Source organism: Pseudomonas sp. 910_21, from assembly GCF_052850735.1.
Genome location: NZ_VXCY01000010.1, coordinates 111,107 through 135,023, shown reverse-complemented (window position 1 = coordinate 135,023; position 23,917 = coordinate 111,107). Strand labels below are relative to the sequence as shown.

General features: G+C 57.7%; 21 protein-coding genes. 14 read left to right on the top strand and 7 right to left on the bottom strand.

Going from position 1 to position 23,917, the window contains the following annotated elements; all coding sequences use genetic code 11:
* Nucleotides 1-7: 7 nt before the first annotated feature.
* The gene (locus FW796_RS27420; protein ID WP_446440393.1) at nt 8-1,927 is read right to left on the bottom strand and encodes a sigma-54-dependent Fis family transcriptional regulator; all 1,920 of its coding nucleotides are present in this window, start codon (nt 1,925-1,927) and stop codon (nt 8-10) included.
* Between the two features lie 385 nt (nt 1,928-2,312).
* Between FW796_RS27420 and exaC the strand changes: the two genes are divergently transcribed.
* The 14 genes from exaC (at nt 2,313) to FW796_RS27350 (ending at nt 17,575) form a co-directional block, all read left to right on the top strand.
* Nucleotides 2,313-3,833: an acetaldehyde dehydrogenase ExaC gene (gene exaC, locus FW796_RS27415; RefSeq protein WP_011063687.1), complete on the top strand. Its 1,521-nt coding sequence runs from the start codon at nt 2,313-2,315 to the stop codon at nt 3,831-3,833.
* A gap of 177 nt (nt 3,834-4,010) precedes the next feature.
* On the top strand, nt 4,011-5,291 hold the full coding sequence (gene eutH, locus FW796_RS27410) for an ethanolamine utilization protein EutH (protein WP_103741402.1): 1,281 nt from the start codon (nt 4,011-4,013) through the stop codon (nt 5,289-5,291).
* Between the two features lie 25 nt (nt 5,292-5,316).
* On the top strand, nt 5,317-6,753 hold the full coding sequence (locus FW796_RS27405; RefSeq protein WP_446440392.1) for an ethanolamine ammonia-lyase reactivating factor EutA: 1,437 nt from the start codon (nt 5,317-5,319) through the stop codon (nt 6,751-6,753).
* Between the two features lie 28 nt (nt 6,754-6,781).
* Complete coding sequence (locus FW796_RS27400) at nt 6,782-8,977, top strand: ethanolamine ammonia-lyase (protein WP_404937746.1); 2,196 nt, start codon at nt 6,782-6,784, stop codon at nt 8,975-8,977.
* Between the two features lie 51 nt (nt 8,978-9,028).
* Nucleotides 9,029-10,423 (top strand): ethanolamine ammonia-lyase subunit EutB, encoded by a 1,395-nt coding sequence (locus tag FW796_RS27395; protein ID WP_102882345.1) that lies wholly within the window; start codon nt 9,029-9,031, stop codon nt 10,421-10,423.
* Nucleotides 10,424-10,434: 11 nt separating this feature from the next.
* Nucleotides 10,435-11,259 (top strand): ethanolamine ammonia-lyase subunit EutC, encoded by an 825-nt coding sequence (gene eutC / locus FW796_RS27390; RefSeq protein WP_123724370.1) that lies wholly within the window; start codon nt 10,435-10,437, stop codon nt 11,257-11,259.
* Between the two features lie 106 nt (nt 11,260-11,365).
* The gene (locus tag FW796_RS27385; protein ID WP_346635655.1) at nt 11,366-11,824 is read left to right on the top strand and encodes a GNAT family N-acetyltransferase; all 459 of its coding nucleotides are present in this window, start codon (nt 11,366-11,368) and stop codon (nt 11,822-11,824) included.
* Nucleotides 11,825-12,060: 236 nt separating this feature from the next.
* Nucleotides 12,061-12,717 (top strand): DedA family protein, encoded by a 657-nt coding sequence (locus FW796_RS27380; protein WP_346635654.1) that lies wholly within the window; start codon nt 12,061-12,063, stop codon nt 12,715-12,717.
* Nucleotides 12,718-12,722: 5 nt separating this feature from the next.
* Nucleotides 12,723-13,535: a M90 family metallopeptidase gene (locus FW796_RS27375; protein WP_346635652.1), complete on the top strand. Its 813-nt coding sequence runs from the start codon at nt 12,723-12,725 to the stop codon at nt 13,533-13,535.
* 239 nt (nt 13,536-13,774) lie between these two features.
* The gene (gene ppa, locus FW796_RS27370) at nt 13,775-14,302 is read left to right on the top strand and encodes an inorganic diphosphatase (protein WP_011063696.1); all 528 of its coding nucleotides are present in this window, start codon (nt 13,775-13,777) and stop codon (nt 14,300-14,302) included.
* A gap of 456 nt (nt 14,303-14,758) precedes the next feature.
* Entirely contained in the window at nt 14,759-15,262 is a 504-nt protein-coding gene (locus FW796_RS27365) for a hypothetical protein (protein ID WP_346635650.1), read from the top strand.
* A 138-nt stretch (nt 15,263-15,400) separates the two neighbouring features.
* Nucleotides 15,401-16,576 carry a diguanylate cyclase gene (locus FW796_RS27360; RefSeq protein ID WP_446440391.1) on the top strand — a complete coding sequence of 392 codons (1,176 nt, stop codon included), beginning with the start codon at nt 15,401-15,403 and terminating at the stop codon, nt 16,574-16,576.
* A 167-nt stretch (nt 16,577-16,743) separates the two neighbouring features.
* Nucleotides 16,744-17,115 (top strand): CHAP domain-containing protein, encoded by a 372-nt coding sequence (locus tag FW796_RS27355; protein ID WP_346635648.1) that lies wholly within the window; start codon nt 16,744-16,746, stop codon nt 17,113-17,115.
* Between the two features lie 10 nt (nt 17,116-17,125).
* Nucleotides 17,126-17,575, top strand: coding sequence for a DUF3828 domain-containing protein (locus FW796_RS27350; RefSeq protein ID WP_346635647.1), 450 nt, complete (start codon nt 17,126-17,128; stop codon nt 17,573-17,575).
* Nucleotides 17,576-17,764: 189 nt separating this feature from the next.
* Here FW796_RS27350 and FW796_RS27345 read toward each other — a convergent pair whose 3' ends face one another.
* The 6 genes from FW796_RS27345 to FW796_RS27320 form a co-directional block, all read right to left on the bottom strand.
* A complete protein-coding gene (locus tag FW796_RS27345) occupies nt 17,765-19,069 on the bottom strand; it encodes a glycosyltransferase family 4 protein (protein ID WP_446440390.1) in 1,305 nt (434 codons plus the stop codon).
* Nucleotides 19,070-19,115: 46 nt separating this feature from the next.
* The gene (locus tag FW796_RS27340; RefSeq protein ID WP_346635644.1) at nt 19,116-19,874 is read right to left on the bottom strand and encodes a class I SAM-dependent methyltransferase; all 759 of its coding nucleotides are present in this window, start codon (nt 19,872-19,874) and stop codon (nt 19,116-19,118) included.
* Between the two features lie 113 nt (nt 19,875-19,987).
* Entirely contained in the window at nt 19,988-20,989 is a 1,002-nt protein-coding gene (locus FW796_RS27335) for a class I SAM-dependent methyltransferase (protein WP_346635643.1), read from the bottom strand.
* Between the two features lie 10 nt (nt 20,990-20,999).
* Nucleotides 21,000-21,746, bottom strand: coding sequence for a TylF/MycF/NovP-related O-methyltransferase (locus tag FW796_RS27330; protein WP_346635642.1), 747 nt, complete (start codon nt 21,744-21,746; stop codon nt 21,000-21,002).
* On the bottom strand, nt 21,739-23,094 hold the full coding sequence (locus tag FW796_RS27325) for an ABC transporter ATP-binding protein (RefSeq protein ID WP_446440389.1): 1,356 nt from the start codon (nt 23,092-23,094) through the stop codon (nt 21,739-21,741). Before FW796_RS27325 ends, FW796_RS27330 begins: the two co-directional genes overlap by 8 nt.
* A 13-nt stretch (nt 23,095-23,107) precedes the next feature.
* Complete coding sequence (locus tag FW796_RS27320) at nt 23,108-23,917, bottom strand: ABC transporter permease (protein WP_346635640.1); 810 nt, start codon at nt 23,915-23,917, stop codon at nt 23,108-23,110.

Sequence of the window (23,917 nt, the reverse complement as noted above, 5' to 3'; positions counted from 1 at the left end):
AGGCGGCTTAACGCGCGATACCGTGTTTGCGCAGCTTTCTATAGAGGGTGTTGCGGCTGACGCCCAACTGTTCGGCGGTATGGGTCATGTGCCAGCGCTGTTGCTCCAGGGCTGCCAGTAGCGCAACCCGCTCGGCGTCCTCCAGGGGGCGCTCCGGCGCCTCGGCAACGGGCTCGCTAACCGGCGCCGGGCGGTTATTGCGGATCAACGGCGGCAGATCTTCCAGACCAATGCGACCGTTTTCACACAAGGCCGCCAGGGTCCGCAGCACATTGCGCAATTGCCGCACGTTACCCGGCCAGGAATAACTCAACAGGCTTTGACGCACCGCTTCGTCCAGCACCACCGGTTGCCCACCCGCTTCTTCGGCCAGGAGAAAGTCCAGCAACTGGGATTTGTCGCTGCGATCGCGCAGGGCCGGCAGCGCGATCTCCAGACCATTGAGCCGGTAGTACAAGTCCTCGCGAAAACTGCCGTCGCGTACCCGTTCCATCAGATCCCGGTGGGTCGCACTGATGATCCGCACGTTGACCGATTGCGGCTCACCGCCAATCGGCACCACCAGGCGATCCTCCAGCACCCGCAGCAAACGCGTCTGCAGGGCCAGGGGCATATCGCCGATTTCATCGAGGAACAAGGTGCCGCCATCGGCCTGTTGCAACTTGCCGCGCATCCCCTCCTTGCGTGCCCCGGTAAAGCTGCCGCCGCGATAACCGAAGAGTTCGCTCTCGATCAGGCTCTCCGGGATCGCCGCGCAATTGAGGGCGACAAAGGTTTTATCCGAGCGGGCACTGCCCTGGTGCACAGCCTTGGCAAAAGCCTCCTTGCCGGAGCCGGTCTCGCCATTGATCAGCAGCGGCACATCACGCTCGAACACCCGAGAAGCCCGGCGAAAATCATTCTGCAGCCCTTCGTCCCCAAGGCAGATGCTTGAAGTGCGCGGCAGCGCAATACCAGCAGGAACACGCGGTGCTGGTTGCGATACCGGATGGGGCTGGCCGCGCAACAAGGCGAACAGGCGACGCCCATCCCGGGTGCGCAAGGGCCAACTGGCGCTGGCATTGATGCTGGCGCGACTGAGCAATTCATCCAGGGAACAGTCGAAAAAGCTTTCCACCGGCTTGCCCAGCAAGCCACCGCGTATATGCCCCAGCAGATTCAGGGCACTCTGGTTCACCGCACAGATCCGCCCCTCGCCGTCAAACGCCAGCAACCCCTCACTGAACAGCCCCACAGACTCCGCCTGCAGATGAAAGCGCAGCAGCCACTGGTTCTCGAAATAACGCAGGAAATAGCAGCTCTCGATCATTTTCGCCGAGAGATTGACCAAAGCCATGGTGTGGAACTGACTCTGCCGGGAAACGTCCTGACGCGCCGAGGACACATCCAGCACCGCCAGCAATTCGCCATGGGGATCGAACACCGGGCTCGCCGAGCAGGTCAGGCCGGTGTGCCGGCCACGGAAGTGCTCGCCCTGGTGAATGGTCAGCGACTGGCGCTCCACCAGGCAGGTGCCGATGCCGTTGGTGCCTTCCCGAGCCTCGCTCCAGTCGGCGCCCAGCCACAGACCCGCATGCTCGAAAATCTTGCGCTCGCTGGGGGCGGTGATGCAGTTGAGGATCACCCCCCGGGCATCGGTCAGCAGCACGGCATGACCCGCGCCGGACAATTGCTGATGCAGGTTGGCCATCTCGGTGCCGGCTATTTGCAGCACATCCTGCAGGCGCTCGCGGCTTTCCAGCAGACGACCATGCTCCAGCACTGTGGGGGCCATGGCCTGGGCCGGATCCAGATGATAGTCCTCAAGGCAACGCAGCCAGGAGCGAGCGATGGAAGGATCGCTGCCGGGCCCCTGCAAATGGGCTTTACCCTGGGCCACCGTCAGCACCTGCTGGGCATGTCGACTCAAATGATTACTACTGTGCATTTCTTATTATTCTCCTGATGCGCTGTCACGCTCAGACGGAACACTGGCGCCGCTGCCGGCTGCAATCGGCCATGTAAAGCATGTAAAGAAGGACAGGCCATCAGATCTGTCCGACAAAATTCGACACGCGAACCAGCATCCTCCAGCCGCAGTTTCATTGCAATGCCGGCTTGACCCATGAGTCACAGCCTGTGCCATCCAGGTTACAAACTGTCACTCGGCGTCGTACCAGATTCGTCACACCCTGCCGTCAGTTCCGCGTCGCAACATCCTCAAACCCTTGATTCATATGCCCCGCACCCCACTGGCCCGACCTTTGCTCTACGCTTGGTATGCGCTATAGCGCGTCCTCCCCCATAAGCATAAAAGCCAGGAGATACCCACCATGCGTTACGCACACCCCGGTACTGAAGGCGCTATCGTTTCGTTCAAGAGCAAGTACGGTAACTACATCGGCGGCGAATTCGTTGCGCCAGTCAAAGGCCAGTACTTCACCAACACCTCGCCGGTCAACGGCCAGCCTATTGCAGAATTCCCCCGCTCCACCGCCGAAGACATCGACAAGGCGCTGGACGCTGCCCATGCCGCCGCCGACGCCTGGGGCGCCACCTCGGTGCAGGCCCGTTCGCTGATCCTGCTGAAGATCGCCGACCGCATCGAACAGAACCTCGAACTGCTGGCCATCACCGAAACCTGGGACAACGGCAAGGCCGTTCGCGAAACCCTGAACGCCGACATTCCCCTGGCCGCCGACCACTTCCGCTACTTCGCCGGTTGCCTGCGGGCCCAGGAAGGCAGCGCCGCGGAAATCGACGGCAACACCGTGGCCTACCACATCCATGAACCCCTGGGCGTGGTCGGGCAGATCATCCCGTGGAACTTCCCGATCCTGATGGCCGCCTGGAAACTCGCCCCAGCCCTGGCCGCTGGCAACTGCGTGGTACTCAAGCCGGCCGAGCAGACCCCGCTGGGCATCACCGTGCTCATGGAAGTGATCGGCGACCTGCTGCCACCGGGCGTGCTCAACGTGGTGCAAGGTTTCGGCCGCGAAGCCGGCGAAGCCCTGGCCACCAGCAAGCGCATCGCCAAGATCGCCTTCACCGGCTCGACCCCGGTGGGCTCGCACATCATGAAATGCGCCGCCGAGAACATCATTCCGTCCACCGTGGAACTGGGCGGCAAGTCGCCGAACATCTTCTTCGAAGACATCATGCAGGCCGAGCCAAAATTCATCGAAAAGGCCGCCGAAGGCCTGGTGCTGGCGTTCTTCAACCAGGGTGAGGTCTGCACCTGCCCATCCCGAGCCCTGGTACAGGAATCGATCTACGACGAATTCATGCAAGTCGTGATGAAGAAGATCGAGCAGATCAAGCGCGGCGACCCACTGGACACCGACACCATGGTCGGCGCCCAGGCTTCCGAGCAGCAGTTCGACAAGATCCTCTCCTACCTCGACATCGCCAAGAACGAAGGCGCGCAGCTGCTCACCGGCGGCAAGGTGGAGAAACTCGAAGGCGACCTGTCCAGCGGCTACTACATCCAGCCGACCCTGCTCAAGGGCACCAACAAGATGCGCGTGTTCCAGGAAGAAATCTTTGGCCCGGTGGTCAGCGTCACCACCTTCAAGGACGAAGCCGAAGCCCTGGCCATCGCCAACGACACCGAGTTCGGCCTGGGTGCCGGGGTCTGGACCCGCGACATCAACCGCGCCTATCGCATGGGCCGCGGGATCAAGGCCGGCCGCGTCTGGACCAACTGCTACCACCTGTACCCGGCTCACGCCGCGTTCGGTGGCTACAAGAAATCCGGCGTCGGCCGCGAGACCCACAAGATGATGCTCGACCACTACCAGCAGACCAAGAACCTGCTGGTGAGCTACGACATCAACCCTCTGGGCTTCTTCTGATCGACCCTCCCGGCGACCCAGGTCGCCGGGAGACCTTTTCGCGGCCTCGCCGCGCCCGTTCACCTGCTCTGATCCGGTGCCGAAGGCTTGCCGGACGGGACACTGCTGTCGGAAGTTCTGCGCCAAACCAGTCGTGCACAGACCCTGCTTGAAAAACAATAACAAGGGACAAACGCAATGGATCAGATCGGCAACTACGTGCTCTACCTCATCATGCTCTGCGCCGTACTCGGTGCCTTCGCCGCCATCTATGACAGCGAGCGAGGATTGGGCAAAGAATTCATGGAAGGCATCCATGCCACCGGTTACATCTTCGTGCCGGCCGCGGGGATCATGGCTTCCATCCCCTACCTGACCGTGGTCATCGAGACGGTCTTCGGCCCGTTCTTCAACTCCCTCGGAGCCGACCCGGCCCTGGCGGCGACCATGATCATTGCCTCGGACATGGGCGGCTATCAGCTGGCCTCGGCCCTGGCCGCCAGCAAGGAAGCCCTGGTGATGGCCCTGATCACCGGCTTCATGGGCGGTGCGACCATCGTCTTCTCGATTCCCATGGGCCTGGCAATGCTCGACAAGCGCGACCACAAGTACATGGCCCTGGGGATCATGTCCGGCATCCTGACCATCCCCGTCGGGGTGATGATCGCCAGCCTGATCCTGGCTTTCAGCAACCCGGTGGTACGCGAACTGGTCAGCACCAACGGTGAAGCCAGCTACCAACTGGCCCTGGGCCTGGGCAGCATCTTCGCCAACCTGCTGCCGATCCTGATCTTCGTCGTGGCCCTGGCCCTGGGCCTGCGCTTTTTGCCGGACATGATGATCAAGGGCTTCATCATCTTCGGCCGCGCCATGGACGCAGCCATCAAACTGGTGCTGGTGTTCTCCATCGTCGAATACTTCACCGGGGTCTTCTCCGCGGTATTTGGCGGCTGGGGCTTCCACCCGATCATCGCCGACGCCCAGGACCAGACCCGCGCCCTGGAAACCGCCGGCTACATCGGCATCATGCTGGCCGGCGCCTTCCCCATGGTCTATCTGCTGCGCAAATACCTGGGCAAGCCTCTGGAAAACCTCGGCGGCAAGATCGGCCTGAGTGCGGTAGGCAGCGCCGGCATGCTGGCAACCATCGCCAACATCCTCGCCATGTTCCGCCTGGTACGCCTCATGCCGCCCAAGGACAAAGTGGTCAATATCGCCTTTGGTGTCTGCGCCGCGTTCCTGCTGGGGGATCACCTGTCCTTCACCGCCAACTTCCAGCCCACCATCATCCTGCCGGTACTGATCGGCAAGATCAGCGCCGGCTTCGTCGCCGTCGGCCTGGCCTACTGGCTGTCGGTGCCCAAGGCGCTGCAACTGGAAGCCCAGGATCGGGCAGCGGGGATCATCGCCCCGGGCGAGTACCTGGGCGGCACCGCGCTGGACACTCCGGAACCTGCAGGCCAGAAGGCCACCGCCTGACCCCGGCGCGGCGAGGAACGCCTGCATGCAAGCCATCACGGGCGGCGCATCGGTACTGTTGCTGGGGCTGGACTTCGGGTCCACCACCAGCAGCGCGCTGATCGCCCAGGCCAGCCTGAGCAGCCACTGCATCACTGGGCGCATGGCCCTCAACGAGCCCCGGGTGCTGTTTCGTGGCGAACCGGTGTTCACCCCGTTCAAGGACCAGGTCATCGATGAAGCCGCGATCCGGACCCTGATCCAAACCTGGCTCGAACAGGCCGGGGTGAACCCGGAACAGCTGTTCTCCGGTGGCGTGATCATCACCGGCCTGGCGGCGCGGCGGCACAACGCCCAGGCCCTGGCGCAACTGGTCGGCCAATTGATCGGTAACGCCCTGATCACTCGCGCCGACGACGGTGGACTGGAGTCCTGGCTGGCGTTCATGGGCAGTTGTTCGGCGCTGAGCCGCTTCCACGCTCGGCAACCGATACTCAACCTGGATATCGGCGGGGGCACCACCAACGCCGCCTGGGGCCTGGATGGCAATGTCCTGGCCAGCGGCTGCCATTTCATCGGTGCCCGGCACGTTCAGTTCGAACCGGGCAGTTATCGTCTCAGCGGCGTATCGGAGTTCGGCCAGGCACTGTTCGATCACCTGGCAATCCGCAAGAGTTCCGGACAGGTCCTCGACCGTTCCGAGCTGGACGCGGTGGTCAATTGGTACATCGATGCCCTGGTCGCCATTGCCGAAGGTGATCGCAACTTCTTTGCCAGCCGGCTGGGCCAACTGACCGAGCAACTGCCGCTGATCCTCCCTCACCACAATGCCGACCCGGCCCTGACTTTTTCCGGTGGCGTGGGCGAACTGCTCTATCGCCACCTGCAAGGCGAACCCATGCCCGGCACCACCTACTACGGCGATCTGGGCATCGATCTGGCCCTGGCCATTGCCCGCCACCCGCGACTGGTGCGGGCGGCCACCCGGCTGGTGCCGGAAAACCGCGGCCGAGCCACGGTCTACGGCCTGACCCTGCACAACACCGAGATTTCCGGCAGCACCCTGTTTCTGCCCCAGCCCGAGGTGCTGCCCCTCAAGGACCTGCCCATCGTCGCCCGGTTGCCCATGGGTGCCACCCAGCAGCAACTGGACGACGCCCTGGCCCTGGCACTGAGCAGCTGCGACGGCGCTTGCCTGCAATTGCTCGACAACGGCCAGGCGCCACGACTGGAAGACCTCCGCCAGCTGGGCGCACGCCTGGCCCGGGCCCTGGACCAGGCGCGCCCCGCCCCGCAGTGGCCGCTGGTGCTGCTGCTGGAAAGCAACGTCGGCAAGGTCCTGGGCAACTACGCCACGGATTGGGGGCGCAGTTCTTGCAACCTGATCGTCATCGATGAAGTACGCGAGCGTTCGGCACACTTCATCAACCTGGGAAAACCCCACCAGCACATCGTGCCCGTCGCCTTCTACGGCGTGCACTGAGCCGATGCCGGCCAAGGAGAGTCTTGCCATGTCACTCACCGCACTGCAGCACATCCGCCTTCCCGAAGTGCTTGCCGAACAGGCCTACAGCACCCGGGTGCTGGACCGCGAAATAGGCTTCGCCAGCCTCAAGGCGGTGCTCGGCGCCGCCGACATCAGCAAGGCCGGGGACCGGGTGGCGGGGCTCGCGGCTGCAGATGAAATCACCCGCGAGGCGGCGCGCAAGGTGCTCTCCGAGCTGACCCTGGATCACTATTTCCAGCATCCGCTGACAGACCGCCACGGCCGCATCGACAGTGTCATGCAGGTCAACTACGACATCGACCCCAGCGTCTTTGGCGAGATCGCCGACCTGACCCTGGGCGCCCTGAAAGATCGCCTGTTGCGCAGCCATGGCACCGAAATACGCCGCATCGGCACGGCCCTGACCGGGGTCATGGTGGCTGCCCTGGCCAAGCTGCTGGATGTCCACGAACTGATCCTGCTGTCGAAAAAGCTCAAGAGCGGCGCGGCGGCCAAGGCCAGGACCCTGGTGGGCCTGCCCGGTACTCTGTCGTCGCGGCTGCAGCCCAACCATCCCACCGACAACCTCAGCGGCATCACCCTACTGGTCTACACCGGCCTGAGCATGGGCTCGGGGGACGCGTTGATCGGCCTCAACCCGGCCATCGACACCGTGGACAACATCAGCGCCACCCTGCACCACCTGGACAAGTTACGCCGGGAAACCGGAGCACCGACGCAGATCTGCGTGCTCTCCCACATCAAGACCCAGTTGGCCTGCCTCGACCAGGGCGCCCCGGTGGAAATCATGTTCCAGAGCCTGGCCGGGACCGAGCGCACCCTGACCGACGAGTTCGACGTCACCGTGCAGCTGCTGGATCAGGCCTGGCAGACCATGACCGAACGTGGCCCGCTGCGCGATGTTGCGGAAAACTTCATGTACTTCGAGACCGGCCAGGGCAGCGAGCTGACCTACGGCAAGCACGAAGGCATCGACATGACCACGTGCGAAGCCCTGTGCTACGGGCTGGCCCGGCGCTATCGGCCATACATGGTGAATAACGTCACCGGTTTCATCGGCCCGGAAACCCACCTCGACAACTTCGAGATGACCTATTCCTGCCTGCAGGACCAGTTCATGGGCAAGCTGCTGGGCCTGCCCATGGGCATGGCGCCCTGCTACACCCTGCATTCCCAGGTGACCCTGGAAGGCCAGCAGATGGCCACTGAATTGCTGACTGCCGCAGGCGCCAACTTCTTCATGGACGTGTACCTGAGCACCGACCGCATGCTCGCCTACTTCGACACCAGCGCCCACGACAACCAGACCCTGCGAGAAGTCCACGACCTGGCGCCGGCCCCGGAATACTTGCGCTGGGCCCTGGGCAAGGGGATTTTCCAGGAGGACGCCCACGGCAACGTGGAGCGCGGGCCGAACTGGGGCAATCCGCGGATCTTCTGCGCATCGGACATCGACTTCCAGCGCCTGCTGGAATCCACCCCGGCCACCTACGGCTTCGACAATGCCGGCCCACGCCCGGCCAACACGGTGTCGCGGACCGTGCGCGCCAACCTCGCGGTGGCCCGAGAGGCGATCTACGTCGACCTGCGCCCCAGCGAAATCGGCGCCATTGCCCTGCGCGAGCTGCGTACCGCTGCCCCGGACAAGCTGGCTCACCTGCAAGACCCGGAGCTGGGCGCGCGACTGACCGAGGAAGTGCTGCGGCGCCTTAAACCGGAATACAACGACGTGCAGATCGTGATTTCCGACGGCCTCAGTGCCGAGGCCATCCACCACAACATTCCCGAGTTGCTGCCGGTGCTGATGGACGGCCTGCAGAGTCGCGAACTGCGCATCGGCCAGCCGATCCTCGCGCCCTATGGCCGGGTCAAGCTGGCGGAGTCGGTGGGCGAAGCCCTGCAACCGCAACTGATCATCGTGCTGATCGGCGAGCGTCCCGGCGGCGATGCCCTGGCCTCGCGCAGCATGTCCGCCTACCTGGGCTACCGCCTGCCGGACGACCAGGCCCGCCGCGCCGCCGCCCAGTTCAGCGGCAACCCGGACATTCGCTATGAATACACCGTGATCTCGAACATCTACAGCGGTGGCCTGCCACCGCTGGAAGGCGGCAGTCTGGTGGCGGAAAAGGCCTTTGCCATCCTCCACCACCGGGCTGCCGGAAACCGTCTGGAAAACCTGCTGAAGAAGGTGGCATCCTGATGATCCGCCAGCACTCGGCAACGCCCCTACATCGTTGAAACGGAGACTGAGATGGCCCAATTTTCCCACAGCGTAGGTTCTCAGACCTATCGCTTCGACAGCCTCAAGGAAGTCATGGCCAAGGCCAGCCCGGCCCGTTCCGGAGATTTTCTGGCCGGGGTCGCCGCCCTCAACGACGGCGAACGGGTCGCTGCCCAGATGACCCTGGCGGATATCCCCCTCAAGCACTTTCTCGAAGAAGTGCTGATTCCCTATGAGTCCGACGAAGTCACCCGACTGATCATCGACAGCCATGACAAGCAGGCTTTCGCCACCGTCAGCCACCTCACCGTTGGCGGTTTTCGCGACTGGCTGCTCAGTGACGCCGCCGACGAGCAGAGCCTGCGGGCACTGGCGCCGGGCCTGACCCCGGAAATGGCCGCCGCGGTGTCGAAGATCATGCGCGTGCAGGACCTGATCCTGGTGGCGCAGAAGATTCGCGTGGTGACAAAGTTTCGCGGCACCCTGGGCCTGCGCGGGCGACTGTCCACCCGCCTGCAACCCAACCACCCCACCGACGAGCCGGCCGGCATCGCCGCGAGCATTCTCGACGGCCTGCTGTACGGCAACGGCGATGCGATGATCGGCATCAACCCGGCCACCGACAGCATCGCCTCGATCTGCGCCATGCTGGAAATGCTCGACGCCATCATCCAGCGCTACGAGATCCCAACCCAGGCCTGCGTGCTGACCCACGTCACCACCTCCATCGAAGCGATCAATCGCGGTGTCCCCCTGGATCTGGTGTTCCAGTCGATTGCCGGCACCGAAGCCGCCAACGCCAGCTTCGGTATCAACCTCAACGTGCTCCAGGAGGGCTATGAGGCAGGCCTGAGCCTGAACCGCGGCACCCTCGGGCAGAACCTGATGTACTTCGAGACCGGCCAGGGCAGCGCCTTGTCGGCCAACGCCCACTTCGGCATCGACCAGCAGACCTGTGAAACCCGCGCCTATGCCGTGGCCCGGCACTTCAAGCCGTTCCTGGTGAATACCGTGGTGGGGTTCATCGGTCCCGAGTACCTGTACAACGGCAAGCAGATCATCCGCGCCGGCCTTGAGGACCACTTCTGCGGCAAGTTGCTGGGCGTGCCCATGGGTTGCGACATCTGCTACACCAACCACGCCGAAGCCGATCAGGACGACATGGATAACCTGCTGACCCTGCTGGGCGTGGCCGGAATCAACTTCATCATGGGCATCCCCGGCTCCGACGACATCATGCTCAACTACCAGACCACGTCCTTCCACGACGCGCTCTATGCTCGCCAGACCCTGGGCCTGAAACCTGCACCCGAGTTCGAGCAATGGCTGGCCAGGACCGGCATCTTCACCCAGGCCGACGGCAAGGTGCATTTCGGCAACAACCTGCCACCGGCTTTCCGCCAGGCACTGGCCCAGTTGGGATAAGGAACAGGCTCATGCAAAAACATCCGACCGACTCGCAAAACCCCTGGCTGGAATTGCGTCGCCTGACCCCCGCGCGCATTGCCCTGGGCCGCACCGGCACCAGCCTGCCGACCGGCGCCCAGCTGGACTTCCAGTTCGCCCACGCTCAGGCCCGGGATGCCGTGCACCTGCCCTTCGACCACGCCGGCCTGAGCACCCAGTTGGCCGAGCGTGGACGTGACAGCCTGCTGGTCCACAGCGCCGCCACCGATCGCCACAGCTACCTGCAACGGCCCGACCTGGGACGTCGGCTCAGCGATGACTCGGCCCAGGCCCTGCGGGACTATGCCAGCGCTCATCCCGGCGGAGTCGACCTGGCGGTGGTGGTGGCCGATGGCCTGTCGGCCCTGGCGGTGCATCGCCACACCCTGCCCTTTCTGGCGCGCATGGAAGAACAGACCGCAGCCGAAGGCTGGTCGCTGTCGCCGGTAATCCTGGTGGAACAGGGTCGCGTAGCGGTAGCCGACGAGATTGGCGAGCTGCTGGGGGCGAAAATGACCGTGATCCTGATCGGTGAGCGTCCTGGGCTCAGTTCTCCCGACAGCCTGGGGCTGTACTTCACCTACCAGCCGAAAGTCGGGCTCACCGACGCCTATCGCAACTGCATCTCCAACGTGCGCCTGGAAGGCCTGAGTTATGGCATGGCCGCCCACCGCCTGCTGTACTTGATGCGTGAAGCCTGCCGCCGGCAATTGTCGGGGGTGAACCTCAAAGACGAAGCGCAAGTGCAGACCCTGGACAGCGACTCAACGGCAGACATGAAGGGCAACTTCCTTCTGGGACCACCCCAAGCGTGATTTTGCAAGACGATTGCGCTTTTTCGCCGCTTTGGGCAGCATCGGAACACGGCTGCCCGAGTCATCCAACCTGTGCCGTCACATCCACTTGAAGTTGAGAGCCACCATGCGGATTACTCAAGCAACCCTCGAGCACCTGGATCTGTTGACCCCGTTATTCGTCAAGTACCGCGAATTCTATGGCGCCCTGCCTTACCCGGACTCGTCCCGGGCCTTTCTGGAAAAGCGCCTGCGACGCAAGGAATCGGTGATCTACCTGGCCCTGGCCGATGATGACAGCAGCAAATTGCTGGGTTTTTGCCAGCTGTACCCGAGCTTTTCTTCCCTGTCTCTGAAGCGTGTATGGATTCTCAACGACATCTACGTCGCTGAAGATGCTCGGCGTCAGCTGGTGGCCGACAACCTGATGCGTACCGCGAAGAAGATGGCCAAGGAAACCAACGCTGTTCGCCTGCGAGTGTCCACCAGTAGCAACAACGCCGTGGCGCAGAAAACCTACGAGTCCATGGGCTTTCGCGAAGACAGCGAGTTCAAGAACTACATCCTGCCCCTCAGCGATAGCTGATCTCACTGACGGCGGCCCAAGGGCCGCCTTATCCCCTCAGGCCAGGGAATATCCCAGGCAGCCTGCCACGCTGAGCACACCGAAACGCCCCGCTACAATCTGAACACGCATTTCACCTATCAGCCTTTATAATGCCGACCTTTTCGAGTCGTAAGAAAATCTACACATCCTTGTAGTCCCTTTCTCCGAGTCATCGCACAGGCCTGCCGAGCCAGGCTGTCACCACAGGTGCCCCAATGGATTTCAACCCGATCGACCTAATCCTTCATCTCGACGTTTATCTCGACATGCTGGTGACCAACTACGGGCCCTGGATCTACGCCATCCTGTTTCTGGTGATTTTCTGTGAAACCGGCCTGGTGGTGACCCCGTTCCTGCCCGGTGACTCCCTGCTGTTCATCGCCGGCGCAGTGGCCGCAGGCGGCGGCATGGACCCGGTGCTGCTGGGCGGCCTGCTGATGCTGGCGGCGATCCTCGGTGACAGCACCAACTACGTGATCGGGCGAACAGCGGGAGAACGGCTGTTCAGCAACCCCAATTCGAAGATCTTCCGCCGCGACTACCTGCAAAAAACCCACGATTTCTATGAAAAGCACGGTGGCAAGACCGTAACCCTGGCGCGCTTCCTGCCGATCATCCGCACCTTCGCGCCTTTCGTCGCCGGCGTGGCCCGCATGCCCTACCCGCGCTTTTTCGCCTTCAGCGTGGCCGGCACCATCCTCTGGGTCGGCGGCCTGGTGACCCTGGGCTACTTCTTCGGCAACGTGCCGTTCATCAAGAAGAACCTGTCGTTGCTGGTGGTGGCCATCATCCTCCTGTCCCTGGTGCCGATGATCATTGGCCTGCTGCGCAGCCGCTTCAGCCGCAGCGCTGAAAAAGCCGAAACCCGCTAACCAGCATGTGGTCCCTCAGCGCCTGGCGCCGCAAGCGCCGGCTGGCCAAGCACCCGGTCAGCGATGAAACCTGGCAGCGGGTGCGCCAGCACCTGCCCTTCCTCGACGGCATCAGCGTCGCCGAGGACCAGTGGCTACGGGAAGCCAGTGTGCTGTTTCTCGACGACAAGCACCTTACCGCCCTGCCCGGCGTGGAGCTGCATCAGGAGCAACGCCTGCTGCTGGCGGCCCAGGCGCAACTGCCGCTGCTGCACCTGGGCGACCTGAACTGGTACCAGGGCTTCCATGAAATCATTCTTTATCCCGACGATTTCCTCAGCCCCCAGCGCCACCGCGATGCCAGCGGTATCGAACATGAATGGGACGGCGAGCACAGCGGCGAAGCCTGGCAGCAGGGCCCGATCATCCTCGCCTGGCCCGGGGTGCTGGCCAGTGGCGGTTGGGAAGCCTACAACCTGGTGATCCACGAACTCGCCCACAAGCTGGACATGCTCAACGGCGACGCCAATGGCCTGCCGCCGCTGCACAGCGACATGCGAGTCAGCGACTGGGCGCAGGTGATGCAAAGTGCCTACGACGATCTCAACCGTCAGCTCGACCATGACCCAGACACAGAAACCGCCATCGATCCCTACGCGGCGGAAAACCCTGCGGAGTTCTTCGCCGTCACCAGCGAATACTTCTTCAGCGCCCCGGATTTGCTCGTGGCGGCCTATCCGAAAGTCTATGAACAGTTGCAGTTGTTTTATCGGCAGAATCCATTGGCCCGGCTGCAGCAACTTCAAGCTGAAGATCCGGTCTATCAAACGCACCACTAATGTCCTGTCGCGCTGATACGTTGTTCATCTGAAGGCCAGTTGAAAGACCACTGCCATGCCTGCCGACCGATGGCAAAACCGCCGGTCGCACGGCCCGTCCGAACACGTCTGCGAGACAGTACAACCAAGGTTCTACGACCCTTGGCACGTAGCAACGGTTGCGGAGTGTGTCTATAATCGCCGCCACTTTTTGGTCAATCCGGCCAAGTCATTTGGTCAACTAACGGGGGCAACGCCCAATGAGCTACAGCAAGATTCCGGCGGGCAAAGACCTGCCGAACGACATCTACGTCGCGATCGAAATCCCGGCCAACCATGCGCCGATCAAGTACGAAATCGACAAAGACAGCGACTGCCTGTTCGTTGACCGTTTCATGGCCACCCCAATGTTCTACCCGGCCAACTACGGCTTCATCCCCAACACCCTGGCTGACGACGGCGACCCCCTCGACGTGCTGGTCGTGACCCCGTACCCAGTAGCGCCAGGCTCGGTGATCCGTGCCCGTCCAGTGGGCATCCTGAACATGACCGACGACGGCGGCGGCGACGCCAAGGTCATCGCAGTACCACACGACAAGCTGTCCCAGCTGTACGTCGACGTGAAGGAATACACCGACCTGCCAGCCCTGCTGCTGGAACAGATCAAGCACTTCTTCGAGAACTACAAAGACCTCGAAAAAGGCAAGTGGGTGAAGATCGACGGTTGGGGCAATGCCGATGCAGCCCGCGCCGAGATCCTGAAGTCGGTTGCCGCCTATAAGGGCTAAGAAGCCGCTGCAAGCTTCGAGCAACACGCCTCAAGAAAGAACCCCGGTTATCCGGGGTTTTTTTATGCCCGCACACCGCAGCATCGCCTGCAGGAGCCGGCTTGCCGGTGAAAAGCCTCTTCCGGCAACCACGCATCCAGCAACACATTCCCCACACTTTTTACCGCCTCAAGGCCTCTGGATAGCGCTTCGCACTGGGAATTGCCGACGAATATGCGTATGCTGCGCCCCACATTTGCGCATCGACCCCTCAGGCGGTCAGATCGCCCGACGAAGCGGATGACTTTCCTGCCCAGTCCCACAGCCAGCCGCAAGAGCTGGGTGTACGTTTTGAAGGCTGGTGCGGTTTACCAAAAATGAACCAAGCCAGTCCCCGAGAAGCCGGCCACAAGCCGGCTTTTTAATGCCTGAAACCCGGGGACGGGAAGGCTCGGCCACTTCGACAACAGGTGCAGGATGCACGACCTACGCAGCTTTGCCGCCCCCCTGGAATCCAAGCCCGAAGCACCGGCCATGAACCCCAGCCTGGTCCTCCAGCAGCCCGTGCGGCGGACCATGAAAAGCGCAATGGTTGCCACGTTTGCAGCCCTTGGCCTCAGCGGCTGCGTGGGCGCCTGGGTGGATATGCCCTACATGCAAGTTTCGAAAACCGAGGCTCACCAAAGGCTCATCGGCAACTCCATGAAGCCGGTTGTCACCCACACGGAAAAGAGCACGCCCGAACGCCAGTGGTGTGGCACCACCCTCTTGGTCGTGATCCTGCCAATTCCACTCAAGCTGCCAGTCTGCGAGTCCTACAGCGCCACCGCCTATGGCGACGATATCAATGGCGTCGAAGTGCCGCTGCTGTACACAAATCGGAAAATCAGTTCGGATTTCTACGCTTGTGGTCCGTTCATGTTTCTCGGACCGATCGCGCACGGCTACCAGGGCAACGCGGTCTGCGGCGTATTTCGCTAGACCGGGCACTTCCTGCAGCAACATCCACCAAGGCCCGGAAGTTCTCGCTACAATCGCGCCCACTGATGGCAATTCGCCCGCTTCCGGCCGCGGCTTTGCTTCCCCGCCCTTGAACGCGACATCACGAGAACCCCGGACATGGCCCTGCATATCCCCACCCTGCTGGTCGTCTCGGTGTTCATTTTCTTCCTCATGAGCCTGCTGACCTTCCACGCCTGGCGGCAGGAACCCCGCGAGCGCCCGCTGGCCTACCTCGGCGGCATGATGCTGCTGGCCGCGGCGGGGATGGTGCTGGTGAGCCTGCGCGACATGGGCATGGACTGCGTACCGAAAGTGCTCGGCAACGTGGTCCTGCTGCTGAGCGCCGGTCTCAACTGGACGGCGATGCGAGTGTTCGCCGGGCGTTCGCCCCATGCTCCGGGCATGCTCGCCGGGGCCGGCATCTGGCTGGTCCTGTGCATGGTGCCTGCGTTCTATCAGTCGATGACGGTTCGGGTGTCGGTGTATTCGCTGCTGACGGCCGGTTATGGCCTGCTGACCATGCTGGAGTTCTGGCGCAGCCGCCGGCAGTTGGAAGTCGCCTATATGCCTGCCCTGGCCCTGACCCTGCTGCACACCACGTTCTACAGCGTGCGTGCCGTCATTGACCAGGGCCTGGCGATGGATCAGGCGCTGAAAGGCTACGGCGCCGGAGTGCCACTGTTCTCGTTCATGTTGTTCGAGTCGATGCTGTATGTGATCGGCATTGCCTACGTCACCCTGTGCATGGTCAAGGAGCGGGTGGAGTTGCGCTTCAAGGCGGCGGCCTTCAGCGACGCCCTGACGGGCATTGGTAACCGCCGGGCGTTCATGGTCCATGGCGAGCAGATGCTGCTCGAATGCCAGCGCCGAGGCGCGCCAATGGCCCTGTTGCTGTGCGACCTTGATCATTTCAAGCGCCTGAACGACGCCTTCGGCCATCAGACCGGGGACCAGGCGCTGATCGCCTTCAGCCGGGTGCTCTCAGAAACCCTGCGCGAGAAAGACGTGTTTGCCCGCATCGGCGGTGAAGAGTTCGCTTGCCTCCTGGAGTCGACCGATGAGCAGTCCGCCGTGCTGGTGGCCGAACGGATTCGCCAAGCATTTGCACGATTGCCTCTGCTGAAGCCAGGGCTGCTCAGTGTCAGCATCGGCGTGGTGACCAGCGAAACCCAGGGCTACGACCTGCCGCGCTTGCTATCCCTGGCCGATGAAGCGCTGTATGGCGCCAAAGACCGAGGGCGCAACCGGGTGCAAACGGCATCGCGCAGCGCCCTTGAGTTACAGCCCGGCTGAAGGGTTGAGGCCTCCTTTGCCGGCTTTGACTCAGCGCGGTTTTACCGGTCAGAACGATAACTGTGATGCGCCCCCCAAAGCCCGAAAATAAGGCACTTAGCCAGTATTCCCGGCATCCCTGCGCAAGCATAAACTCGCCGCTCTCCAGGACTCTCGGATGACAAGGAATGTGGAATAAACAAGCCGCTATCAGTCACTTGAACGCGCACGCTCACGCCGGCAGTACCGGACGCTGCGCGGCCTACACCCGCCAGGCGATCGAAGCCGGTGGCGGTGGGGTGATTTTGCACAGGAAGCACTCGGCCAAGGATTTCGGCTCATCATTGACCTCCGCCGGGTTTATCGAGCAACCGGCCGGCCAGACGCCTGCAGCAGGCGACGTGGTCATCATCCAGCCCATTGCCGGGCATCCCCACGGCCACATGGCGATGTTCAACGGCAAGCTCTGGGTGTCAGACTTCAAGCAACTGCACGGTTTTTACCCGGGACATTCCTATCGGGTGCACAAGCCTGCCTACAAAATCTATCGCCATCCGTAAGGGGTTCCCCATGAGAATGCTGTTCTGCTCGCTGCTGGCAGCGGTCGCCATGCATCAGTCGGTCGCCCTGGCCGACTGCGCCAGCTCGCCAAAACCCGCCACTCAGGCGTTCTACAGCTGGTACCTGCAAACCTTCAGCGAAGACAAGGACCCTCTGACCGACAACGTCCCAGAAATGAAGAAGTACGTCTCTGACTCGCTGATCGCCAAGATCAAGAAACAGATGGCCAGCCCCGACGGCCTGGAAGAGGACTACTTCCTCAAGGCCCAGGACTACATGGACGAGTGGCTGACCCAGATCAAGGTCAGCGAACCGCAGATCCAGGGCTCCAGCGCCAAGGAGCAGGTAACGCTGGGCAGTACCCCGGATACCACCCAGATCGTCGATGTACGGATGATCAAGGACAAGGGTTGCTGGAAGATTGATGAAGTGATTTCCACGACTGACCAGAGCGACTGATTCTGGTGAACGTACAGGCCGTGGAATTTCACGGCCTGGTATCCTAAACGGGCGAGTGCTTCAGGCAGCTAGTCATCATCCATCTATCACTCCACCGAGCAACTCAATTATCAGGGTTAATGGGCTACTCAGTATCACTTACAAAATAAATGCTCAGAACACCAACCCCCTTGGCCAGCTCATAGCATCTCAGTGTGTAGCGTCCCTGAAAACACTGGCATAAGCAGCCACCATCTCATTAAAAGTTGTCATCTGCGATATGATCTGCAAGGAGTTTTCGGCCATTCGCAAACGTTGCTTGTCATCATCTACTAACAGTTCGATTTGCTTTGCCAACAAACTCGTATCGCCCGGTGAATAGAACAGCGCATTTAGGCCCTCAACTACTTGTTCCAACACCCCGAATACGGGGGTAGTGATAATTGGCAACCCAAAAAGCATGGCTTCAAGCACCACACGAGGAAAACTTTCAACCCTTGAACTAAGAACAAAAATATCAGCCGCCGCGTAGAAAGAGTCTATCGACTCAGTCGCAGGAATAGTCAGAATACAACTACGAAGTCCGCTGGGAAGTGCATTGCAAGCGCTTTTAATAGCATCGGCATAGCCACCACGATCATCTCCGACTAACACTATCTTAACCCGGTTAGAAACTGTATCTGATAACTGGGAAAGAGCCTCGACCAAATCCATCTGGCCCTTCCTTTCGCACAATGTGCCCACACACAAAATCACTATAGAGTTGGCACTCAAACCTAAAGCATCACGGCAACGCGCTTTCTCAGCAAGATCCCTGCAACGATCAAAACGATTGGGATTTATTCCATTATGAATGACTGTAAAACTATTCTGCTCATCAAAATCCGACCAGACCTTTCGCGTGGCATGCGCAACAAATACGACGCGTCTAGGCAGTCCGATCGCAGCAATCGCACGCTGCGCAACCGGGTCAGGCAAAAAGCGGAAATAACTGTTCCAAGGTTCACTCTCGCGAGGGTTCCATACTGAAGGTACGCCAGCATGTTCTGCGGCCAGAATCGCCGGAAAGTTTAAAAGAGTATTTACAAAAACCAAGTCAGTCTCGCGCTCACTGATAAGTAAAGCTAGGCGCTCGACTTCAACGTTCAACTTTTTAAACGTTGAAATTTTATGCAGTATTCCTGGAAGCACTGTTACCTTAATCCCGTGCGAAATATATTCAGCACGCAGCGGGCCGTCCTCGAAGGCAAAAACCTCTGGAATGATTTCTTGGCAATGAAACAAACCAATAACAAGTTCCTTTAAACTTATTGACGCTCCCTCATAGCAAAGATTATGAGAAAACACTATGACTTTTATTGGTACGTTTTGACCCGAAAACCTACTATATCGCTGGCTAACTGGCCGAACCTTCGTCACTAACATACTGGGGCGAGGGACTACTCCACGCCACCCTAGCGACAACTTTAAACGATGAATCAACCAAGTTACATCAGCGGAAATCAAACGCAGCATTAACCGAACTATCCGTGACTCGCTCAAGCGCAATACCTCAAAACGCCTATTTAGGGTGAACTACATAAATCACACAGGCGCTACCAAGAAATTTGGAAAGCACTTGCCGCAGGCTTAATGATAGCTTTGTCCCTAACACCATATGCCCAGTATAGAAAAGTCCCGCAGAAGTAGCCTCTTGAATTGAGAAACCTTGGCTCAGGAAATGCTTAACCCAGTGACTTGAACTAAAAGTTACTATTTCGCTAACAGCATTACCGGTCTCACCGTGACGCGGAACGATTGCATAGTGTTTCACTGTCCCGGCCATCAATCGTGCCACACTCATTGCATCAGAAAGTGCACGCTTTGAAAGGCCTCTGGGAAACAAACGAGGAGCCAAACAGCATAGCCGCTGAAAAAGCTCTATGTAGTGTGCAATATTAGTCCAAAAACGCCATGCGCCCGTTGGCATGAGATGCACACAAATACCATTAGGCTTCAAAACCCTCTTAATCTCTGCTTGGAGATATGGCAAATCAAGAACATGCTCTAGAACATTTGAAGAGAACACCACATCAAAGTTATTCTCTGGAAAAGGAATATTCCGACCATCGTAAGGCTGAACCGGAAACTCACCTTGGCCCGCATAGTTCGAGTCAGGTATATCAATTGAGTCAACGATAAAGCCATCCTCAGCCAAACGTTTTGCCTGATATCCCGTACCCCCGCCAATCTCGAGCACTCGACTCCCCGGAGGGAGTCGGGCGACAATCTTGTTATACTCGTATTCGCGTATTACATGTAAAAATTCAATGCTAAACATTAGCTAACAGCCTTTAAGTTATAGTTCAGCAGTATGTACTGCTACCTCAGCATATACACCAATACCAGAGCCCAACCAAGGCGACGACTTGAAAACACTGAAAAGCCCGATTCTCATATTTTTCGACCTACATAAACAATGGTCGTCTCTCGCCCAATACGCAAATTGATACCGTCTGGCGCATCAACCAATGGAGATTCGTCATTGTTCTCCAGTACCGTCCCGAGCACTCTAAGTGTATCTGTAGATACTTCATTAAGACGATAGGACATGGCGTGTGCGATTGAATGTAATTCGGAAACTTTTTTTCGAAACTGAAACAATAGCTTTATACGAATTTTTATTTTCTGCCAAACACTTAGATTGACACGACTGCCCAAGAAATCATCAATCTTATCAAGCTCTTGCCGTTGTAGGTCGCACTCTTTAACAGCTAATTTAACAGCCTCATTCAATTGCGCTAATTGCGCCTTGGATACCACGCCAGCCTTTTGTAATTTTAAAGCTTCTGCGTCAGCTGAAAAATCTGCCAAAGCAATAAACTCCGAGGTAAACCCAAAACCAGCGAGGCATCCAGAAAGTTTATCCGGAGTAAAACTACGAACATGTTGCCAAGGATGAAAAAAAGTATCTGAGACAGGGCAATAGACACTTGCAGTCTCTAAATTTTCATTATTAGGAGTTGATACAATTAAACTCCCTCCTGGCTTGACAAACATTGCAACTCGCTCTAGCACCTGTTGAAAGTCATCGTCCAATATATGCTCAATAACTTCCATCAAGAGAACGACATCATATTGCTCGTTAGAGTCGGCACCTTGAACACCCAAAAAGTTCTGGTGCCCACCTATTTTATCTAACAACAGTGCTTGACGATCTGGTGATGGATCAAATCCAGCGGCATTTAGCCCACGATCCAAAAGAATTTGAAGTACATGACCACTACCTGCCCCAAAATCCAGGTGACGACCGCCTGGAACAAGAAACTTACTAATGAGCTCAATAAAGTCTGGTCCTGCAACTTTACCGAAAGACAGGTTATCAAGTTCTGTTTGCGCCACCCCATCCCAAAATGTGCTGACTAATTGGGGAGTCCAGTGAATTCTTTTAACCATACCCACCTCCTCAAAATTCGTTGAAACTGGTTCTGCATGCTCGCTTGATGAAATAGGCTCCAAAATTGTAGGGTAGCGATTTTATTCGATAAGGTAGATCATTACTTGATAGATAGTCGTGTGTGGCCCGCGCGCATCCATCCCAAGCATAATAATCATCAACAACGACAACACCCTGCTCAACTGTAATAGGGCAAAGATATCTCAATGCAACATCTGTGGAGGAATACCAATCTCCATCAAGCCTAAGAACAGCAAGACCTTGAGCTGAAAGCTCCGATGCAACAACTGGAATAGTATTATCAAACCAGCCTCTAACCACCTTATAATCAGCAGAAGAAAAATTATGCAATTGCAATAAGCTTTCAAGATCATTCTGTGCTGCTTTACAATTATCGAAGAATTTTTCCTTATCTGCACCTGCTTGCCATTCCGCCGCGAGAGGACCATCTCTATGATCAACACTAGGCAAACCTTCGAAACTGTCCAACATGTAGACAGGCTTTACTACTTTCCCGAACAGTTCACGCTGAATCAACAACATAGCAACCGAACATCCTCCCCTCCAAGTTCCGCATTCTAGAATCGCTCCTGGGAGCTTATTCTTTATTGCATAGACGACAGCACCCATACTAAATACGATACCTGTCTCATGAACCATGCTATAGGGAGAAACAGCATCGAGAATTTTCTTTACAGCCGGATTAGTCATCTCATCAGCTATGCCAAGCTGCTGAAAAGTTATAAGATTATCCATTTTTAGAGCTCGCTATATTTGGTATCGTGCGGACCAGATCAAACCGAAACTTCGGGTTCAGGTTAACAATTGATGTGGTAAACAATACAGGTGTATTAATGACTACAAAATGCAGAGCGTCGATCCTACAGTCATATTGAACTCCGTCATCGCCAGCATTTGCCGCCTGCAAGAAATAATCACCCGCAGCCAACCATGTATCAATCTCAATGCTGACCAGTAAAGTCTGACCGGTTTCTATTGGGGAAAAATCCACACCCGCTGTTTTATTGGTCACTCCAAAAATATCAATCCCTCTTTTGTTTCTGATTATAAAACCGGAAGACAGATCAACAATGGGAGCATGAGCTATGATTGTTTGAGTAATTGTATAACGAGCACCAGAAACAAGGACTTCAGTCTGATTGCCATCCTGATCAAAAATAGCAATTTTTAGTATTTCAACCTTACGATTCCCGAAACGGTAATCATCCGGTTGCTTTATTTTCCCATCCTCATCTTCAATAGCAGTTTGATCAGATGATTCGAAATCCAGAGTATTCTCGACGGATAGGTTTTCACTCACCTCATCTACACGGTTGGCTGGAGAGTCGCTGTATAAGGTTTCGATAAAAGCCTTTGAAACGTCGACAGGCTTGCCAGAACTAATCAATCGTCCAGACTCGAATAGTAGAGCACGGTCACAAAAACTGGTTACCGCGTTAATGTCATGGGAAACAAAAAGAATACTCGTACCATCATCTCTAAGGCTTCTGAGCTTACGAAAACACTTTTCCTGAAACTTTACGTCGCCAACAGATAAGGCCTCATCGACAATTAAAACATCTGGATCCAAAACTGTCTGGACAGCAAAAGCAAGCCGCATCATCATTCCGGAACTATACGTCTTTACCGGCTGCTCAATAAAACTGCCTATGTCTGCGAAGCTGGCTATATCATCAAAGCGAGTAACAACGTCTTCATTCGACATACCCAAGATTTGCGCATTAAGAAAGACATTCTCTCGCCCCGTAAACTCAGGATTGAAGCCACTACCCAATTCCAACAAAGCAGTTATCCGTCCCCTCGACTGCACCACACCCGAGGTAGGCTCCAAGGTCCCTGCTATGATCTGTAACAGAGTGCTCTTACCTGCACCATTACGACCAAGAATACCAACAGCCTCTCCCGCTTGAAGCTCAAAACTAACATCGCGTAATGCCCAGTGCTCACGATAAAGATAAGATGGGTTCTTTCTACCTAGCCCCCTCTGAAATCGATCGAGCAAAGCTTGTTTAAGTCTGTCTTTCGGATTCTTATAAATTCGATAACATTTACTGATAGAGTCAAGTTGAATCGGCCGTTCCATTGATGTGCTCATATCAAATTACATCCGCAAATACAGGGCGAACTTTCTGAAACACCCAAAGACCGGCTATAGCCACTAAAACAGAAACAGAAGAATACGCCACCCAAGAAATCCAGTCTGGTTGCTCTCCCAAAATCAACACTGCTCGAAATTGCTCGATCGGAAAAGTCAGTGGATTAAGATAGATTATTTTTTGTGCCAACGGTGGTGCGGCAGAGGATGCATAAAACACCGGACTTAGAAATAAAAGTACCGACATCATCACTCCAATCATTTGCCCAACATCACGAAAAAAGACACCTATCGCGGCGAGAAACCAGGCGAGACCCGCCGTGAGTAACAACAAAGGAAGAAACACCAACGGCACATATAAAGCCGTTAGCGAAATCGTTTTATGCTCGATAAGCAAGAACACGCCTAGCAATCCAATACCAATCAACGCATTGAACGCCGCCGATGCTAGATGGCAGACAGGTAATAATTCAAGAGGGAAAACCACCTTCTTAACATAACTAGGATTGGCGACAATTGCTGAAGGCGACCGCGTTAGGGTTTCGGAAAACACAGCATGTATGATTAAGCCGCAGTACAACATCAGCACAAAATCCTTCATGCCCCCACCGCTTGCCCATCGTGCATTAAATACTCCACCAAAAACAAAGGTGTAGACAGCAAGCATCATCAGTGGATAAACCACAGCCCACAGGAAACCAAGCATCGTACCGCGATATCGCGATGCGACATCGCGAGTAACGAGTGAGTGAAGCAAGCTACGGTTTGTATAGAGGCCTTTAATAGCTGAAGTAATGCTGTACCTACTCAA

Excerpts from the sequence above, each read along its gene's own strand:
- FW796_RS27420 (WP_446440393.1), bottom strand. The coding sequence starts at position 1,927 with ATGCACAGTAGTAATCATTTGAGTCGACATGCCCAGCAGGTGCTGACG.
- exaC (WP_011063687.1), top strand. The coding sequence starts at position 2,313 with ATGCGTTACGCACACCCCGGTACTGAAGGCGCTATCGTTTCGTTCAAG.
- eutH (WP_103741402.1), top strand. The coding sequence starts at position 4,011 with ATGGATCAGATCGGCAACTACGTGCTCTACCTCATCATGCTCTGCGCC.
- FW796_RS27405 (WP_446440392.1), top strand. The coding sequence starts at position 5,317 with ATGCAAGCCATCACGGGCGGCGCATCGGTACTGTTGCTGGGGCTGGAC.
- FW796_RS27400 (WP_404937746.1), top strand. The coding sequence starts at position 6,782 with ATGTCACTCACCGCACTGCAGCACATCCGCCTTCCCGAAGTGCTTGCC.
- FW796_RS27395 (WP_102882345.1), top strand. The coding sequence starts at position 9,029 with ATGGCCCAATTTTCCCACAGCGTAGGTTCTCAGACCTATCGCTTCGAC.
- eutC (WP_123724370.1), top strand. The coding sequence starts at position 10,435 with ATGCAAAAACATCCGACCGACTCGCAAAACCCCTGGCTGGAATTGCGT.
- FW796_RS27385 (WP_346635655.1), top strand. The coding sequence starts at position 11,366 with ATGCGGATTACTCAAGCAACCCTCGAGCACCTGGATCTGTTGACCCCG.
- FW796_RS27380 (WP_346635654.1), top strand. The coding sequence starts at position 12,061 with ATGGATTTCAACCCGATCGACCTAATCCTTCATCTCGACGTTTATCTC.
- FW796_RS27375 (WP_346635652.1), top strand. The coding sequence starts at position 12,723 with ATGTGGTCCCTCAGCGCCTGGCGCCGCAAGCGCCGGCTGGCCAAGCAC.
- ppa (WP_011063696.1), top strand. The coding sequence starts at position 13,775 with ATGAGCTACAGCAAGATTCCGGCGGGCAAAGACCTGCCGAACGACATC.
- FW796_RS27365 (WP_346635650.1), top strand. The coding sequence starts at position 14,759 with ATGCACGACCTACGCAGCTTTGCCGCCCCCCTGGAATCCAAGCCCGAA.
- FW796_RS27360 (WP_446440391.1), top strand. The coding sequence starts at position 15,401 with ATGGCCCTGCATATCCCCACCCTGCTGGTCGTCTCGGTGTTCATTTTC.
- FW796_RS27355 (WP_346635648.1), top strand. The coding sequence starts at position 16,744 with ATGTGGAATAAACAAGCCGCTATCAGTCACTTGAACGCGCACGCTCAC.
- FW796_RS27350 (WP_346635647.1), top strand. The coding sequence starts at position 17,126 with ATGAGAATGCTGTTCTGCTCGCTGCTGGCAGCGGTCGCCATGCATCAG.
- FW796_RS27345 (WP_446440390.1), bottom strand. The coding sequence starts at position 19,069 with ATGCTGCGTTTGATTTCCGCTGATGTAACTTGGTTGATTCATCGTTTA.
- FW796_RS27340 (WP_346635644.1), bottom strand. The coding sequence starts at position 19,874 with ATGTTTAGCATTGAATTTTTACATGTAATACGCGAATACGAGTATAAC.
- FW796_RS27335 (WP_346635643.1), bottom strand. The coding sequence starts at position 20,989 with ATGGTTAAAAGAATTCACTGGACTCCCCAATTAGTCAGCACATTTTGG.
- FW796_RS27330 (WP_346635642.1), bottom strand. The coding sequence starts at position 21,746 with ATGGATAATCTTATAACTTTTCAGCAGCTTGGCATAGCTGATGAGATG.
- FW796_RS27325 (WP_446440389.1), bottom strand. The coding sequence starts at position 23,094 with ATGGAACGGCCGATTCAACTTGACTCTATCAGTAAATGTTATCGAATT.